At 48.1% G+C, this 14369-nt stretch carries 18 protein-coding genes, 1 pseudogene and 3 riboswitches; of the genes and pseudogenes, 2 read left to right on the forward strand and 17 right to left on the reverse strand.

The window, feature by feature from the left end:
- The first annotated feature begins 67 nt into the window (after positions 1 to 67).
- Positions 68 to 547: a CcdC family protein gene (locus ACFYU8_RS07545; RefSeq protein WP_390294357.1), complete on the forward strand. Its 480-nt coding sequence runs from the start codon at positions 68 to 70 to the stop codon at positions 545 to 547.
- A gap of 74 nt (positions 548 to 621) precedes the next feature.
- On the opposite strand, the pseudogene ACFYU8_RS07550 reads toward ACFYU8_RS07545, so the two are convergent.
- A pseudogene (locus tag ACFYU8_RS07550) lies at positions 622 to 841 on the reverse strand (NUDIX hydrolase); the annotation flags it as partial.
- A 12-nt stretch (positions 842 to 853) separates the two neighbouring features.
- Positions 854 to 1669, reverse strand: coding sequence for a VOC family protein (locus ACFYU8_RS07555; RefSeq protein WP_390294355.1), 816 nt, complete (start codon positions 1667 to 1669; stop codon positions 854 to 856).
- Positions 1670 to 1746: 77 nt separating this feature from the next.
- On the opposite strand from ACFYU8_RS07555, the gene ACFYU8_RS07560 reads away from it, so the two are divergent.
- Complete coding sequence (locus ACFYU8_RS07560; RefSeq protein ID WP_390294353.1) at positions 1747 to 2916, forward strand: CapA family protein; 1170 nt, start codon at positions 1747 to 1749, stop codon at positions 2914 to 2916.
- A gap of 59 nt (positions 2917 to 2975) precedes the next feature.
- Here the strand turns inward: ACFYU8_RS07560 and ACFYU8_RS07565 are convergent, their stop codons facing one another.
- The 15 genes from ACFYU8_RS07565 to ACFYU8_RS07635 form a co-directional block, all read right to left on the reverse strand.
- Positions 2976 to 4241, reverse strand: coding sequence for a homoserine dehydrogenase (locus tag ACFYU8_RS07565; protein ID WP_390294351.1), 1266 nt, complete (start codon positions 4239 to 4241; stop codon positions 2976 to 2978).
- A gap of 86 nt (positions 4242 to 4327) precedes the next feature.
- Positions 4328 to 4439, reverse strand: a riboswitch (SAM riboswitch).
- Positions 4440 to 4504: 65 nt separating this feature from the next.
- A riboswitch (SAM riboswitch) is annotated at positions 4505 to 4611 on the reverse strand.
- Between the two features lie 94 nt (positions 4612 to 4705).
- Positions 4706 to 4840 (reverse strand): hypothetical protein, encoded by a 135-nt coding sequence (locus tag ACFYU8_RS07570; protein ID WP_390294349.1) that lies wholly within the window; start codon positions 4838 to 4840, stop codon positions 4706 to 4708.
- Positions 4837 to 4968, reverse strand: a complete 132-nt coding sequence (locus ACFYU8_RS07575) for a hypothetical protein (RefSeq protein ID WP_390294347.1) — start codon at positions 4966 to 4968, stop codon at positions 4837 to 4839. The genes ACFYU8_RS07570 and ACFYU8_RS07575 overlap by 4 nt, the downstream gene beginning before the upstream one ends.
- 31 nt (positions 4969 to 4999) lie before the next feature.
- Positions 5000 to 5205, reverse strand: a riboswitch (cobalamin riboswitch).
- 33 nt (positions 5206 to 5238) lie between these two features.
- The gene (locus tag ACFYU8_RS07580) at positions 5239 to 5571 is read right to left on the reverse strand and encodes a methylated-DNA--[protein]-cysteine S-methyltransferase (RefSeq protein ID WP_390294345.1); all 333 of its coding nucleotides are present in this window, start codon (positions 5569 to 5571) and stop codon (positions 5239 to 5241) included.
- A 16-nt stretch (positions 5572 to 5587) separates the two neighbouring features.
- Positions 5588 to 6103: a DinB family protein gene (locus tag ACFYU8_RS07585; protein ID WP_390294343.1), complete on the reverse strand. Its 516-nt coding sequence runs from the start codon at positions 6101 to 6103 to the stop codon at positions 5588 to 5590.
- A 125-nt stretch (positions 6104 to 6228) separates the two neighbouring features.
- Entirely contained in the window at positions 6229 to 6852 is a 624-nt protein-coding gene (locus tag ACFYU8_RS07590) for a cyclase family protein (protein ID WP_390294341.1), read from the reverse strand.
- 21 nt (positions 6853 to 6873) lie between these two features.
- A complete protein-coding gene (locus ACFYU8_RS07595) occupies positions 6874 to 7863 on the reverse strand; it encodes a Gfo/Idh/MocA family protein (RefSeq protein ID WP_390294339.1) in 990 nt (329 codons plus the stop codon).
- A gap of 27 nt (positions 7864 to 7890) precedes the next feature.
- Positions 7891 to 9390, reverse strand: a complete 1500-nt coding sequence (gene zwf / locus ACFYU8_RS07600) for a glucose-6-phosphate dehydrogenase (protein ID WP_390294337.1) — start codon at positions 9388 to 9390, stop codon at positions 7891 to 7893.
- A gap of 96 nt (positions 9391 to 9486) precedes the next feature.
- On the reverse strand, positions 9487 to 10107 hold the full coding sequence (gene kynB, locus ACFYU8_RS07605) for an arylformamidase (RefSeq protein WP_390294335.1): 621 nt from the start codon (positions 10105 to 10107) through the stop codon (positions 9487 to 9489).
- A 140-nt stretch (positions 10108 to 10247) separates the two neighbouring features.
- On the reverse strand, positions 10248 to 11426 hold the full coding sequence (locus tag ACFYU8_RS07610) for an ATP-binding protein (protein WP_390294333.1): 1179 nt from the start codon (positions 11424 to 11426) through the stop codon (positions 10248 to 10250).
- Positions 11427 to 11609: 183 nt separating this feature from the next.
- Positions 11610 to 12134, reverse strand: a complete 525-nt coding sequence (locus ACFYU8_RS07615) for a phage tail protein (RefSeq protein ID WP_390294331.1) — start codon at positions 12132 to 12134, stop codon at positions 11610 to 11612.
- Between the two features lie 15 nt (positions 12135 to 12149).
- Positions 12150 to 12659, reverse strand: coding sequence for a phage tail protein (locus ACFYU8_RS07620; protein ID WP_390294329.1), 510 nt, complete (start codon positions 12657 to 12659; stop codon positions 12150 to 12152).
- A gap of 27 nt (positions 12660 to 12686) precedes the next feature.
- Positions 12687 to 13202 (reverse strand): phage tail protein, encoded by a 516-nt coding sequence (locus tag ACFYU8_RS07625; protein WP_390294327.1) that lies wholly within the window; start codon positions 13200 to 13202, stop codon positions 12687 to 12689.
- A gap of 54 nt (positions 13203 to 13256) precedes the next feature.
- Positions 13257 to 13733 (reverse strand): GNAT family N-acetyltransferase, encoded by a 477-nt coding sequence (locus tag ACFYU8_RS07630; protein ID WP_390294325.1) that lies wholly within the window; start codon positions 13731 to 13733, stop codon positions 13257 to 13259.
- 272 nt (positions 13734 to 14005) lie between these two features.
- Positions 14006 to 14369: hypothetical protein (locus tag ACFYU8_RS07635; RefSeq protein ID WP_391365575.1), on the reverse strand; the 364-nt coding region annotated here is incomplete at its 5' end.

The following is a 14369-nucleotide window of genomic DNA, read 5'->3' on the forward strand; positions in this document are numbered from 1 at the left end:
TTCCCACAGACCATGCTTTGGTGTACACTAGTGAAAGTATGTTGAACACTTATGGAGGCGTTTTTCCATGCAGATCCTTTCCTCTCCCATTTTGGGAATCCTGCTGCCTCTCGTGATGGCTATTGCAGTGATCTTTGTGAGAATGCGTCGGCAAAAAAAGCCGGCTTCTGCAAAAAGCATTATTTTGCCACCATTCTTTATGGCGACAGGGTTTGCCATGTTCTTGTTACCCGAGGCACAATTACCGCCCAAGTTTGATATTGCTGCCTTTGTGGTTGGGCTAATCTTTTCGATTCCGTTGATTATGACATCACGCTTCGAAATCATTGGGCAAGACGTGTATTTGAAACGGTCCCGTGCGTTTTTCTTCATTTTGATCGGTCTGTTGGTCATCCGGCTGATTATTAAACTGGCGATCAATGATAGCTTTACACCGATTCAAACGGGTGGACTGTTCTTCTTGCTCGCATTCGGTATGCTTGTACCTTGGCGTATCGCGATGCTGGTGATGTATCGGAATTTAACCAAAAAGACGTTTGGCACCTAGTAGAAAACCACCTCCAATGCGAGGTGGTTTTTTTCTTAAAACGCCACATAAAACGGATGCTCTTCTTCTCGCAAGCATACCGCAAAACTTCGTCACTTCTATATCCAAGCCGCACTCTTCCTTCGTTTCTCGAATGGCTGCCTGTGCAAGAGATTCGCCCTCCTCTACTTGACCACCAGGCATTTCCCATCCTCTTCGCGGACCCTTGATCAACAAAATCTCCTGACTCTCATTGATGATAATCGCTGCTGCGGACACAATATGTCGGGGGGGATCCCATATGTACGCCTCCATTTGCTCTAACGTCTATTCCAGCGTGGTTAGAAAGTATGTTCCACCACAAATTTTAGACTCGCTTTCCTTGCCTAGACCTGACACTTTCGCAAAAAACGGACTTTGCCCGCGATCTTGCAAGGCCGATTGCGCCAATCCCTCCCCTGTCGGTTGGCAAAGCACTACATTTCCACCCGGAATCTCAAATACGTGACAGATGGCTCCCAGTTCTTTATCGTGGAACTTTTCGCCCCTCTTCCATCCAAACCAGCTTTGCCAACGTGCTGTTGCTTCTTCCAGATCCGTCACGGCATAGCCTACAGACTCGAGATGGGCTGCACCGTTCGGATGTGCGTCAATGATGCCACGATTTGTCAAATCTTCTATTCTCTCTTCATCCGTTTGCGACCATTCAATGAGAAATGGCGGTAAGAGGGCACTAGTTGCATCTTCAAGGAACAGCATCCGCCATCGAAGCGTCGTGCCATCATCACGAGTACGACTCCCCGCAACAGGTCCAGTAACCTGCAAACCTTGGCTTCGCAAACGCTCTACCCACACATCCATCTCGTTCGTCCGAAGCGCAATCTGACCAAATCCTTCTCCCTTTGCCTCATCCTCGATGCATTGACGCACGAGCGTATTGTCTGATTGTCGAGCAAGCACCTTGTTTTCGACCGCCAAAAATTCAACATAAGAAAGTCCAAAATAACTAAGGCTATTCCATGTCCCCCAAGACGCATGACGCCCTCCAGCTACCGCATGAAAACCTGCTTGGCAAAATTGTTCCGATGCTTCCTGTGGCGTTCGCTGCACAAAATGAACCAAATGATCAAAAGTTAATCGCACCTTTTTTCGCCTCTTTTCGTATTACTTATAGGATATCAAAATTCATTTATGTAAGGATAGAAATACAAGGGGGAAAAATGAACGAGACTAGATCAAGCCGGAGAAAAACTCGGCGCAAGCAATCACGTAGAAAATGGGTACGGACTGGAAAAAGCACGCTCCTATTTAGCGTGTTAGCTATCTTCGTCGTCGGAACCTACTACCTGTTCCAATCAGCCATGGATGGAGAACATGCCAACCCGAGCACGCAGCCTGCTCCTGACAATACCGTGAACCCAAAGTCTTCTGTGCAGCTCACCTTTGTCGGTGACATTATGATGTCAGGGAATGTAGAGAAGACCTTACTCGCAAACAGCTATGACTACCCATACAAGCATGTAAGCTCACTCTTTTTGCAAGATGATATCACGATTGCCAATCTGGAGACGCCGATTACCGCCACAGGTGTTGCTGCACAAAACAAGGCGTATGTCTACAAGTCGTCGCCACTTGCTGTTCCTGCCATGAAAAACGCTGGGATTGATGTCGTGAATCTCGCCAATAATCATTCCATGGACCAAGGGGTTCCGGGATTGCTCGATACCTTTGACGCTTTGGACGAAAACCGGATTGAATACGTCGGCGCAGGTAAGGATGCCAGCCGTGCCTATTCACCTATCTTCATAGAAAAGAATGGAATCAAGATCGCGATTCTCGGCTTCAGCAGGGTTATTCCCGAAACGAGCTGGTTTGCAAGGGATTCCCAGCCAGGTATGGCCGCTTCCTATGATCCTACACTGGCAGTGAAAGCGATCCAAGATGCGAATAGCCAAGCGGATCTCGTTGTAGTGATTGCACACTGGGGCAAGGAACGCTCCGATTATCCTGTCGATCATCAAAAAGAGTTGTCTCGTGCATACATCGATGCTGGTGCAGATTTGATCGTCGGTGGTCATCCCCACGTCCTTCAAGGCTTTGAACGATACAACGACAAATGGATTGCGTACAGTCTCGGCAATTTCATTTTCACACGATCAACCGAGCCCAAGACATGGGAGACGATGGTCCTGCAAGCAAGCTGTACGAAAAGCGGTGATTGTGAGCTGACAATGCTTCCGTTTCACGCAGAATTGGGACAAGCCGTACCGATGAATGAAAGCAATGGCGCCGCCCTTCTAAAACGCATTGAATCCATTTCAGAGAGTGTCGACATACAAAGTGATGGGCGTGTGCAGCCACGTGTAAAAGCGGTGGAGACTGCCCCCTGACAAAAGAAGCCGTGTTTCCAGTTAACTAGAAATACGGCTTTTCTTTTTATTCCGCTTACTTACGCAGATTCGAGAACAGGGAAGCAGCGCACGGCCAAGCCAAAATCATTTTTCAATAGGGACTCGTGCTCTTCACTGATCCCTGTCACGATTAAACCTACGCGCAAGACGCCCCCCAAATCAAATTGAACTTTAAGCTTATGCACGTTTACTCCTGCTTGCTGAAGGAAATGCAGGACGCGCTCTGGCGTAGCAGTATGGCATGAGCCCTCAAGATAACAGAGGACACGTTCTGTCGAGTCCAATGTGACGCCAGCTTTGTCAGCCGTTTTTTCTTTCCAAGTAGGATGCGGTGTGAATGGCTGCGTCAATAAATAGGCCAAATCCTCGACAACAGCACTTGCTGTAGGGAGCTCTCCTGCCCCTCTTCCTGTAAACAACAAGTCTCCCACGATGTTGCCGGATAGCTGAACAGCATTAAATGCGTCGTGGATTTGCGCCAGCGGATGGCTCAGCGGAAGCATAGTTGGTTCAACCGACAGGCGAATTCCTTTTTCAGCTTGATAAGCCTGCGCGATCAGTTTGATCCGGTACCCCAGCTCGCTCGCAATCCGAATGTGACCTGCTGACAAATCTGCAATCCCTTTGCGAACAACATCCGCTAAAGGCAGCGATTCTCCGTAAACAAGCTGTGCCAAGATATATAACTTGTACATAGCGTCAAAACCTTCTACATCAGATCGAGGGTCTGCTTCCGCATAGCCCAGCTCCTGCGCTTGCTTGAGCACCTCCTGGTAAGAGAGCTGCTCTGCCTCCATTTTCGTCAAAATGAAGTTCGTTGTTCCGTTGAGAATACCGCGAACCCCTTGAATATCGTTCGTGCGAAGGAACTGTCTCAGTACGCTCAAGATCGGGATGCCCCCTGCCACACTCGCTTCATAGGCAAGATGCACTTGATGCTGATTGGCCAAATCGACTAGCTCCGTTCCTCTTTTCGCCAGGAGTTCTTTGTTGGCAGTTACCACATGGCAGCCCTTTTCAATCAAAGCACGGACGTAGTCATAGGTAGGTTCTACACCGCCCATGACTTCCACCACGATATCCACATCGCTTCTCAATACATCCTCAAAGTCTGTTGTCAGTAAAGCAGGGTCGACATAAATCGCACGCTCTTTTTCCGAGTCACGCACCAATGCTTTGACGATCTCGATCCGCTTTCCTAAGCGAGCAGCCAGCTTCTCCTGTTGCGAACGGATCGTTTTGATTACGCCTCCCCCCACGGTTCCCAATCCCAATAATCCCACGCGCACTACTTCTGCACTCATCCTGACCACCTCATACCCCGAATTTTAGATAAAAAGAAAAGCCATCTTCGATAAGAAGAAGGCTTGTTAGCAGCTAATGCTCCCCCTCCTTATCTCCCAGGACGTATATGTCCTGCAGGAATTGGCACCTTGTCACAAAATATACGTGACGGTTGCCGGGCTTCATCGGGCCAGTCCCTCCACCTCTCTGGATAAAGAAAATATGAAATTAAAAAAACCTTCTTCGATAAGAAGAAGGTTCATCTACAAATGGAGTAACCCGCTTCTTATCTTTCGAGACGAAACGTCTCGCAGGAATTGGCACCTTGTCGCAATATGCAACGGTTGCCGGGCTTCATCGGGCCAGACCCTCCACCTCTCTGGATAAGAACTATTTATGCTGTTGAGCTTTATTCTAAGAAATTCCAAGGCAAGCGTCAACAAAATTCTTTCTTTTCAGATTGCAAGCGAATTGGGCAAGGTTTTCAGTTGTGGGTGAACAAGCTTTCTACCTCTTCCATGCTGCAGCAAGTGCAATGAAGCACGCCCTCCTGGCATTCCTCAGGCAGCTCTTTTTCCTCGACATATCCGCACCATTGGCAAATGAAAAGTTGAATCATGGCACGACCTCCTCTTCTTTTATTCTGCCCAAAATAAAAAGAGCATTTTCCGCTCGACCGTGACGATCGTTAGAAAATGCCAGAAAAGGAGGGACGTACTTGTCCACTCGCTGTTTTTTGCAAGCCATCTCTAACACCTCCCTATCTCCCGTAGGTCTATCAGTGTTGTCGAAACAGGCAGGTCTCCTGACTTAGGGTTCATCGTCGAGCGTCGCCTTCCCCGTCTACTTTGATAGACCAGTGGCTTGTTGGACGCTGACTCCCCTCTTACAGTGGCGGGACCGTGTCGGATTTGCACCGAGCTTCCCTATTATCCTTGTGGCAAATTGGTTATGCCCTAAGGAACCTGTTTCCACCTATGAAATTGTACCTTCTCACTACTACCCTCAGATTTTACCTTATTTTTCCTTGTTGTGCGAGCATTGTTCGTGGGCCAGTAGCCATTCCTTTCGCCACAATCCTCCCGAATATCCTGTTAAACTCCCGTTTGATCCAATAATTCTGTGGCATGGTACCGCATTTTCCTTCCCAATCAACGCGGCTAGCTCTGTGTACGTAATCTTGTGCGCATAGGGAATCGTGGTCAATGCGTGCCAGACTGTTTTCTGAAAGTCTGTTCCTTTCATCCAAAGGGGAACAGAAAAGGACTGTCTCTTACCGGAAAAATATTCGTCCAGCTGTTGCCGGCAAACGCGGAGAGGCTCTGGGCATTTGTCTTCTTGTTCAAGCAAAATCGGTTCGTAAGACCTACCTCAAATACCGATCTTTCAAAATGGCACTGTGGTGAGCTTCGTGTCCAGCAATCACATAGGCCAACGTCCTTGCAGATAGCTTGTTTCCGTTGGCAAGTCCCGTACGCAACCACGCTTCTGGAGAGATTCCTCGCACCTGCGCGATAGTGGAAGCACGAACAGCCTTGTACTCTTCCAATAGATCTGAGAGCTCTCTCTGCTGAAAACACGCCTGTTCTACAAAAGTATTCTCATCAAAACCGACGAGGGGCGTTTGATCTCCTCTCGCGATTCTCAGCAAACGATAGCTCATGATGCGTTCTGTATCGACGAGATGACCTAAAACCTCTTTTACCGTCCACTTGCCTGGAGCATACCGATAATCCATTTGCTCAGGAGCAAGTGACGAAAATAGCCTGACTTGCCTCTCTCCTTGTTGCATGAGGATCATTTGCAGATCCCCTTCAGGTACAAGTCCAACATAATAATCAAAATAAGCAGCGTATTCATCGCGCTCTGGTCGTCTGAGCATGTATTTTCCACTCCTTGTCATTCATTATGGATAGACAAATGATACCACCCTGCACTCCATGCCAAACAAGGATTCACTAATACGAACGCACCCGCCTGATCTTCGCAGGCGGGTGACCGTTACCATCATACGCTTTGTAAGCCTTCGAACAAAAGAACCCTTGCCGGAGCTGCATCCGTGCCAATCAGCTTCAGTGGTGCTGCCACCAAGAAATACTCGCCTGCCGGGACCTCTGCTAACCGCAAGCCTTCCACCACAATCACTCCAGCCGCAAACAGTTTTTTATGTGTGGGATGCCCTTCCTGGCTGCGTTCGATTCCAAGTGCATCGGTACCAATGCCTCGTACACCCAGCTCACTTAAATATTGTGCACCTTCCTCTGACAGAAAGATGAATTCAAAGGAAAACGCCTCTTCAAAAGAGTTTTTCGTTTTAAACAGGACAAAATCTCCTGGCGCAAGATCAAAGCTCTCCAAGTCGAAGCGAGTGATCCTGTCTTCTACCGCTGTAAGATCGAGAACCTTGCAACTGCCTACCAGCTTCTCCAATGAAATACTTTCAAATGTATCGCCAGCATTCACCATATGCAAGGGCGCATCCACATGGGTACCAGAGTGAAGGTCCATGTCGATTCTCGATTCTGTTACATAGCCATTGGTAGACGTACGTATTTTCGGCTGTTTTTCCGGCTTGTTTTTATAAACTGTCATTCCTTCGTACACGGTGGCGGTTACGTCATACATTTTCATCTCAAACGCCCTCCCTTTTGCCTACTGAATTTTACGATCCGCTGGAAACACAATTCCCATCTGTCTTCTCGCTTCATCCATGACCTGCGTGGCCGTTTTGGAGACTTCATGCGAATTCGTAGGAGACTGTCTGGCCCCTATACTTGCCAAGTGAAGGAATTCTCTTATTTCATAATGCATGGTCTTCGGCGTCTGAGGCCTTGTCACTTGCTCGATTCGTCCGTCCCTGTAACGAATGTCCACTTCTTTAAGATGGTTAATTCGATCGATCACCATCGTAGCGTCCTCCCCTTGGATTTCAGCTGGCTGATAGGAGGTCGTAATTTTCGAGAAGCTAATGATTGCATCCATCTCTCTGTATTTCAAAAGCATACTGCCTTCTCCGTCTACTCCAGAATCAAGCACGATTCCTTCTGCTTTGATGTCGTCTGGCCTGCCAAAAAGGATGATTAACGGATAAAGACAATAAATACCGATATCCATCAAGGCTCCGTTTGAAAAAGCAGGATCAAAAGCACGCTGAACCTTCCCTTCACGATAAGCGTCATAGCGCGAAGAATATTGGCAATTACTAGCAACAAAACGTCGTACTTTTCCGAGCTTGTGCAGGTTATCTTGTATGGTAAAAAAATTGGGCAACAGCGTAGATTTGACAGCCTCCATGAGCAGTACGTCATTTCTCCTAGCTGCTTCGATCATGGCTTCTACCTCATTCGCATTGGAAGCCAGTGGCTTTTCACACAATACGTGCAGCCCCGCGTCCATGCATTGGATCGCTTGCTCAGCGTGGCAGGAGTTGGGGCTCGCAATATAGATCGCGTCAATATTTTTGCTTGCAGCCATTTCTTCTAGGCTGTTATAGGCGAATGGAGCGTGGTACTTGTCCGCGATTTCTTGGGCGCGTTCGATGGTACGTGAATACACAGCCTGAAGAGAAAAGCCTTCTACCTCTTGACCAGCCTGGATAAATTCCTCGGTAATCCAATTCGTTCCGATTACGCCAAATCGCATCTCATCCGCTCCCTTTTCTTTTTTTGTCTATCTCGCTGTGGTGACAGGCACTCGTACTTCGACCTTATCCAGCCACCACACGAATCCGTCCGCTGCAAGCAATTGCTCAGCGGCCTTTGGTCCGAACGAGCCAGCTTCGTACGTAAAGAGAGGCACCAGATTTTCAGCGAAAGCTTCCAAAATCGGTGTCACCCACTCCCACGATAGCCGGACCTCATCCCAATGCGCAAAGTAGGTGGAATCCCCTCGGAGTGCATCGAACAAGAGTAGCTCGTACGCTTCTGGCACGTCTTTTGTCCCTGCACTGAAATCTACCGTCACCGGCTCAATCTTACCGCTATTTGTCGGATTCTTACTATTTACCTGCAAGGCAATACCTTCGTTCGGATTCACGCTTATGATCAACAAATTAGGCGACGTCGTTTCATTTTGTTCCTGATAGAGCTTTTCGTGCGGATTTTTGAACTCAATGACGATCCTGGTTGATTTTTCTTGCAGTCTTTTTCCGGTGCGAATATAAAAAGGTACCCCTTGCCAAAACGGGTCATCAATCCAGACACGAGTGGCAATATACGTTTCTGTCATCGAAACTGGATCGACACCAGGCTCGTCCCTGTAGCCAGCCACAGGTGTTCCTTGAATACGTCCTGCGCTATACTGACCGCGAATGACCTGAGTGCGGACCTCTTCTTTCTTCATCGGACGTACGGCTGCCATCACTTTGCGCTTTTCTTCGCGGATATGGGCGGACGTGATCCGCTTCGGAAGCTGCATAGCGATGATCATGAGCATTTGCAGCATGTGATTTTGGAGCATGTCGCGCAGTGCTCCGGCCGGTTCGTAATAGCCAGCCCGATCCTCGACGCCGACCGTTTCATTAGCCGTAATTTGCACGTTGGCGATGTACTGATTGTTCCAGAGTGCCTGGAAGACCGGGTTCGCAAATTCGAGAGCCTCGAGGTTTTGGACCATCGGCTTTCCTAAGTAATGGTCAATACGATAAATTTCTTCTTCCGAAAATGCTTTCCCCAGTTTTTCATTCAATTCTTCGGCGGATTGCAAATCATGTCCAAACGGTTTTTCAATGATCAGACGCTTCCAGCCTGTCGTTGAACCGAGTCCGCTGGCCTTGACATTGGTAGCAATTCCCTCGAAATATTGCGGGGCTACTGACAAGTAAAACATCCGGTTTTGCGGAATCTGCAGCTCTTGCTCTCTTTGAAGGACCAGATCATGTAACGTTTCATAAGCATCCGGTTCCATGACATCTACTTCCGCATAGCGAAAAGCAGACAAGAAAGCATCTAGCTCGCGGGAATCAATCTGGGCGCGACGAGAAAATTCATGGACAGACTGGTGAACAGATTTCTGAAATTCGTCATCAGACAATGCCCTTCTCCCCACACCGATAATCGAAAAGGCAGCAGGCAACTTTTGATCTACATATAAGTTAAAAAGCGCAGGGAAAATTTTGCGTTTTGCTAAATCTCCTGTCGCGCCAAAAAGGACAAAGGTCATCGCTTCCATCTACTTTTTCATTCCCTTCATACGTACGCCGTGATGATGGTTTTGTAGTTACACTGTTATTATTCGAGAAAATCACTGCTTTATCAATATGCATCCTTAAGAACGACGCAAGATTGCACGTACCGGACTCCCATCTGCCTCCATCAAAAGCAGCGGCAGAGCGATCAATTCGTAATCACCCGGTTCGACATGATCGAGCAGAAGCCCCTCCAAAATATGAATATCATGCTGATGAAGCCCATGATGAGCAGCCAGTTCCTTGCTGTCCAACGGGTCGACAGATGGGACATCGACTCCGATCAACCGAATGCCTTTTTTGGCGAGGAACGCCGGCAAGTCCGCATGCAGATGACAGATCGTTGATGGAAAATGCTCAGGGTCGCTCCATGATAATGTTTTGAGCAGCAAGCGTTCCACCCCCTCCAGATCAACCTGGGCAAAATCCTCCGGGCCAATGCTGGAACGTCCAGTAATCTCTACCACTCTTGCCTCTCCCATGTACAGGTCCAATGGCAATGCAGCCATCTTTCGGCCATCATCATCGAAATGGAACGGAGCATCCACATGTGTGCCTGTATGTACGCTCATTGTTAATTTACCGACATTGACTGATCCACTCTCTGCTTTGGGCCAGTTTACAACGTATTGAAAGGGAGTGTCTCCTGGCCAGGTCGGCATGCCAGCCAAGAGCGGACGTGATATATCAAATATTTTCATTGCAGATCCTCCACCTTCTAACAACTATTCGTGCTTATACTCAGCGTACAAAAAAGACTATATTGAGTCAATATTCGAACATTTACGTCAAAAAAAGAAGACCGCAGCCTTACAGCGAGCCGACAGTCTTATGGTTGATACTAGATTCTACTATGAAGAGACAAGTAGTCCCACACTTCATCATAAATTCCGTTGTAATCCACCTGTTTCAAATGTTCTTTCAAAGTCCTCAACCACTCAATAGTTGTCGGATATGTAGCTGCAATGGCCTCCCGCAGATCGCTCATCTGAATCGGGCGATCGATCCCTTTTGTTACGATATCATGCCATACCTGCTCCGTCGCTAGCTCCACGACATACTCGATGTCTGCCCCCGAATAAAACTCTGTCCATCCAGCCAATTGGTCATAATCGAGCATCTCAGAAGGACGACCTTCTAGTTTTAAGCGAAAAATCTCCTCCCGTGCTTGCCGATCCGGTGGTCCGACAAAAATCCAGTGATCAAAACCGGCCGCTCGGAGCAAGGAAGGCTCCAATTCCCATGGAACGTTGGTTGCGCCCATCAGGACGAATCGTTCGTCGTACTGGCCTGCCTCTGCTATCTGCTGTATCCATTTGGAATCGCCCCCCTGCCTATTGTAGGGGGTGGCTTGCTCTTCGTAATGGCTGGAAGCGTCCAGTTCATCCAAAAAGCACAGAAACGGTTTATTGGCAGGAGCTGTTGCCAGCAAGCTTTGGATGTTCAGCGGGCTGTTCGATGATGTATACATACCTCGACCTCCTGTATTGGCCATGGATAAAAAATGAGCCTGGCATTCTTCTGCGGTTGCTTTTGCTAACAAAGATTTTCCGCACCCCGATGGTCCGTAAAGTAAAATGGTACTTTTCTTTTGATACAACCGTTGCGACATAGGCTGTAGGAGTCTTTGAGAGATTGCCTCTTTTACTCGTCCAAGCCCTCCGACCATTACAAAACCTGTGGCTTTCTCGAGGAGCTGAACCGATTTCGCGGTGGTCTTTCCTTTGCCCCCTTCTATGACGCGTATCTTAGGTGCAACCATCGTTGTATATGTGGAGGAATCTTTCTGGTTGATCCCTTTTAACGTCCGCGAGTATGGGGATCCCTTTTGTAGCTTGTTGAGCTCGATCACAATTTTTTCCTTCATCGCTTCATTTCCATAGGCAAGAGCCTGCGTAAAAGCCTGTAAAGCCTCCGTACGATCCCCCTGCTCAGCATGCTCTAACCCTAGTAACAGCCACACTGGCGCATTGCGTTGATCGCTCGTCAACATGCTTTTCAGTATTTCTATCTTCGTCATCTGCTTCATCCTCTGCGATCGTTCTGCATCAAGCGATCGTTTAGTATCACGGACATATCCATTATAATGCATACGTCTCGCAAGAAGAATACGAAAAGTAGGAAAAGATGGAAGAAGGGCTGTGACTGTCATTCGAAAAAGACGCCTCCTGCTACACGGCATCGGGCGTCCAAGATACGATTTCTATCCTCTCACCGGAAAATTTCCGCCTCTCACACAAATAATGAACGAGAGTCCGAGATAAGGTTGCATATTATTATGAGGTTGAGTCCCGCCTGTGGTGCCGATTGCTTGCGAGCTAAGCTGTGTCCCATCACTCGTGTTGGAGTAAGGAATGACAGCTCCCCGGCCAACCGTGGAAGACCATTTCGCCCCTGCTAGCGTTGCCTCTGTTGGCGTTGAGCACACATTTGGAACATGGGTATGCGCCGGAATATCGCTTTGCAACAGCGTTATGCTGCTTGCACCACCCGTCTCACCTACCACACGCGGTGTCAAGCCAGGTGCTTCCCCCTGATTCATCGGGGCTGTGCCTCTTAAGTTGGGAAGCGCGAATGTGGTTTTGCCATCTCCACCATATTTCGTTCCCACTATCGAATACAATACAGGATTGGAAGCGATCGAGATTAATTGTCCATTGCAAAAAGCCCAGTCCCTCGGCGGGAAGTTGCCTCCGAAAATACGAATTTCCCCAATATACGGATCCATATGATAGTACCTCCTCTAGTCTCTTGACGGGTAAATCCCTTGAATCGCGATGCAAAAATTCCCGACTAAATACGGCTGCATATTATTATGAGCTGCACTATTTCCTACCGTTTGCAATGCAGTCTCGCTCATTGTAGTATCCGGGGTTGTCCCATAGGTTGCGGCAGAAGCTTTCGCCCAGTATTTCCCAGTACTTATTTTCTCATTGGCATCTGCATTCGATCCGGTTGCTGTATGGGTATGTGCAGGTATCTCGTTTGTCGTTAGTACATGGTTTTCTTCGCCGGCTGACATTCCAAGCGTTACGATTGGGCGATCCGGTAGACTGTTTTGATGAACGGGGACGCGGCCTCTTAAATCTGGTAAAGCAAACGTGGTTGTCCCGTTCCCCCCATAAGAAATCCCTAACAAGGAAAACAGTGCCTGGTTTCTGTTAATAGCCAGCACCGCACCATTACACAAGGCCCAACCCTTTGGCGCAAATGCAAATGGAAAAAAGCGAATTTCTCCAAGAAATGGTTCCATGTAAAATCCTCCTGTTCGATTTGAATGTTAATTTTGTGAAGGATAGATCCCATACAGGGCAATGATGAAATTAATAACCGTAAACGGCATCAAGTTATTGTGCGGCTGATTCCCACCTACACTACTCAAGCTGGACGCGTTCATTAATCCATCAGGTGCATTCGTTGAATATTGCTGCGCATTCTTTGCCCATACAGCATTGGCAGGACTATTCTGAGTCCCTGGCTGCGATGATGCATGGACGGTATGCGTATGCGCGGGTAGCTCTCGGACGGTTAAGGTGACTGATTCCACACCATTTTTTCCACCCATCACGTAGGTAGTTCCCGTACGGGGATTTGTCCCTTGATTGAGCGGGATACGTCCTCGTAAATCAGGTAATCCAAATGTCGTTTGTCCATTCCCGCCATATGTGGTTCCAATCAAACTATACAACGTGTCGTTTTCAGAAATGGATAATAGCTGACCATCGCATAAAGCCCATCCTTGTGGTGCATAATCTCCTCCAAACATCCTGATTTCTCCAATAAATGGTTCTGCCATGTTGCTTCCTCCTTATGTAACGTAGTTATTTCCCTTGTCGAACAAACAGGTTGGTCATTTTTGTAGAAGTGGGTTCCATTCCATTTGGATATACAGCCCTGTGGCGTCTGTCACGATGAAATGGAGCCGTTCATATAAGCGAAAGGCGGGATTCCCTTGTAAGACACGTAAACGGATCGGCAATTGAAAAGCTTGCGCCTCTTTTTGCAGATTGCCAATAATGCCGGAACCAACACCACGTCCCCGATAAGCAGCCAGCAAAGAAATATCTACCAGATGCAAAGCATCTCCGCTCGCATCCGTGATCATACGACCGATAGACTGTTCTGCTTGGAGAATGATTTGATGATTTTGAGCGGGAAACTGCATCTGGTATGATTTCTGCTGCATCGCATGCTGCGACTGTAAAAAAGCAAGCTTGTCCGACTCACTCCAACCCCAATGAGCCATTTCTTCGGTTCTCGTAGAACAGTACAATTCCCAAATAAAGAATTCGTCTTGCTCATATTCAAAAGGTCTGGTATGTACCATAATCCTCCTTGCACGCAATCGTTGTACTTTTCTGTCATTTGATCAGTTACCTGCTTGCATCCTTTCAGGCCTGGATACACTGACTTGTCTTTCGCAATGTGTATCGCTCTTCCTCCTTCGAACTTTTTCTGATATCCTGCCTGATTAAATAGCAATCATGATTAATGATATCATTAGCCAAATTCCTTCTAACACTAACTAAAGTTAGCTCTTTTACATGGAAATCGCTTCGTCCCCATGAAGAGACGAAGCGTTTTACCTCCTGTGTACAATTAGTCTTTTCCAGTACCTTCGTTATCCTCATTGTTCTTACCGTTGCCGTTACCGCCTCCATTGCCATTGCTGCCACCGTTGCCTTTTCCGCCTCCATTGCCATTGCTACCACCGTTGCCGGTTCCGCCACCGTTACCTTTGCCTTGGCCTGCTCCGGTTCCGCCACCGTAGCCTTTACCTTTGCCTTCTCCAGTTCCACCGCCGTAGCCTTTGCCTTGGCCTTCTCCGGTTCCGCCGCCGTAACCTTTGCCTTGGCCTGCTCCACCGCCCATGCCTCCACCTTGACCTGCTCCGCCGCCGTAACCTTTGCCTTGGCCTGCTCCACCGCCCATGCCTCCACCTTGACCTGCTCCGCCGCCGTAG

The organism is Brevibacillus sp. NPDC003359 (assembly GCF_042878995.1).
Lineage (GTDB): Bacteria > Bacillota > Bacilli > Brevibacillales > Brevibacillaceae > Brevibacillus.

Coding starts and splice junctions, on each gene's coding strand:
- ACFYU8_RS07545 (WP_390294357.1), top strand. CDS start 68: ATGCAGATCCTTTCCTCTCCCATTTTGGGAATCCTGCTGCCTCTCGTG.
- ACFYU8_RS07560 (WP_390294353.1), top strand. CDS start 1,747: ATGAACGAGACTAGATCAAGCCGGAGAAAAACTCGGCGCAAGCAATCA.
- ACFYU8_RS07565 (WP_390294351.1), bottom strand. CDS start 4,241: ATGAGTGCAGAAGTAGTGCGCGTGGGATTATTGGGATTGGGAACCGTG.
- ACFYU8_RS07570 (WP_390294349.1), bottom strand. CDS start 4,840: ATGATTCAACTTTTCATTTGCCAATGGTGCGGATATGTCGAGGAAAAA.
- ACFYU8_RS07575 (WP_390294347.1), bottom strand. CDS start 4,968: ATGGCTTGCAAAAAACAGCGAGTGGACAAGTACGTCCCTCCTTTTCTG.
- ACFYU8_RS07585 (WP_390294343.1), bottom strand. CDS start 6,103: ATGCTCAGACGACCAGAGCGCGATGAATACGCTGCTTATTTTGATTAT.
- ACFYU8_RS07590 (WP_390294341.1), bottom strand. CDS start 6,852: ATGAAAATGTATGACGTAACCGCCACCGTGTACGAAGGAATGACAGTT.
- ACFYU8_RS07595 (WP_390294339.1), bottom strand. CDS start 7,863: ATGCGATTTGGCGTAATCGGAACGAATTGGATTACCGAGGAATTTATC.
- zwf (WP_390294337.1), bottom strand. CDS start 9,390: ATGGAAGCGATGACCTTTGTCCTTTTTGGCGCGACAGGAGATTTAGCA.
- kynB (WP_390294335.1), bottom strand. CDS start 10,107: ATGAAAATATTTGATATATCACGTCCGCTCTTGGCTGGCATGCCGACC.
- ACFYU8_RS07610 (WP_390294333.1), bottom strand. CDS start 11,426: ATGACGAAGATAGAAATACTGAAAAGCATGTTGACGAGCGATCAACGC.
- ACFYU8_RS07615 (WP_390294331.1), bottom strand. CDS start 12,134: ATGGATCCGTATATTGGGGAAATTCGTATTTTCGGAGGCAACTTCCCG.
- ACFYU8_RS07620 (WP_390294329.1), bottom strand. CDS start 12,659: ATGGAACCATTTCTTGGAGAAATTCGCTTTTTTCCATTTGCATTTGCG.
- ACFYU8_RS07625 (WP_390294327.1), bottom strand. CDS start 13,202: ATGGCAGAACCATTTATTGGAGAAATCAGGATGTTTGGAGGAGATTAT.
- ACFYU8_RS07630 (WP_390294325.1), bottom strand. CDS start 13,733: ATGGTACATACCAGACCTTTTGAATATGAGCAAGACGAATTCTTTATT.